General features: G+C 71.2%; 2 protein-coding genes. One reads left to right on the top strand and one right to left on the bottom strand.

The features are described 5' to 3' along the window. Positions 1-291, top strand: a 291-nt coding sequence (locus ACIRS4_RS38920; protein WP_404205115.1) for an acyl-CoA dehydrogenase family protein, incomplete at its 5' end; no start/stop codon positions are given. Positions 292-352: 61 nt separating this feature from the next. Here ACIRS4_RS38920 and ACIRS4_RS38915 read toward each other — a convergent pair. After that, a partial coding sequence (locus tag ACIRS4_RS38915) for a PaaI family thioesterase (protein ID WP_404205112.1) occupies positions 353-1,069 on the bottom strand: 717 nt, incomplete at its 5' end.

The following is a 1,069-nucleotide window of genomic DNA, read 5'->3' as shown; positions in this document are numbered from 1 at the left end:
AAGGTCGCCATGCCGAAGGTCATGCACGACATCGCCCAGCGGGCCATGCACCTGCACGGCGCGATCGGCGTCAGCACCGATCTGCCGTTCACCGACATGATGACCTACGCGCAGATCATGGCCATCGCGGACGGGCCGACCGAGGTCCACAAGATCACCTTGGCCAAGGAGGTGCTGAAGGGGTACGCGCCCGCGGATCCGGTGTACCCCAGCGGATATCGGCCCATCCTGCGCGAGAAGGCGCGTCAGCTGGTCGCCGAACGGCTCGAACACACCGTCGGCAACCTCTGATCCGGTGCCGGGGCGGGCGACTTGCCCGCCCTGTCGCTGTCTCCGTGGAGCGGGGTGGCGATCAGTCCTGGCGCGGTTCGATCCAGAGCGCCTCGGAGACGGCGCACAGGTCGCCGTCCGCGGTCGAGAGCGCCACTCCGACAGTGTGTTTGCGGCCCTCGCGGGCGATGATCCAGGCGTGGGAGATGTAGTCGTTCCCGGCGTACACGGGCCGGAGCAGGGTCGCGCTGAGCGCGGCGGTGAACGCGCCGCCGCGCATGTGGGAGAACACGAACGCGGCGCGCCCGCCGGGGCAGTCGAGCGCCGACCAGACCACCTCGGGCGGGAGCTCGCCGGACTCGTCGGCCAGCCGCGCGTCGGGAGTCCAGGTGGCGGCCATCTGCTGGTGCCCGGGCAGTTCCGACGGGAACAAGCGCAGACCCAGGCCGGGTTCGCAGGCCAACCCGCAGCCGTAGCAGTCGGTGACCGTCCGATCGCCCGACAGGCTGAGCTCGACAGCGGATTTCGCCGCCGCCCACGACGGGGCGGGCGGCGGGTCGAGGGCCAGGGTGGTGGGCGTGGCCTCCACCAGCAAGGTGTCGTCGGTGGCGGTGCAGATCGCGTGACCGTGCTCGGGACGCGACAGCAGGATCGGGGTGCCGACCATGACCGGGCGCCGGAAGTCGACGCGCACGGTGTCCGCGCCGGACCGCTCGGCCAGCAGGCCCGCGAGGTAGCCGCCGAACACGATCTGCGGGTAGCCGTGGATGTGCGCGGGAAGGGTGAGCGCTTGCGCCTG

The organism is Streptomyces sp. NPDC101166 (assembly GCF_044768125.1).
GTDB lineage: Bacteria > Actinomycetota > Actinomycetes > Streptomycetales > Streptomycetaceae > Streptomyces.
Note: the sequence above shows the minus strand (reverse complement) of the source record. Positions and strands in the feature narration are given on the sequence as shown.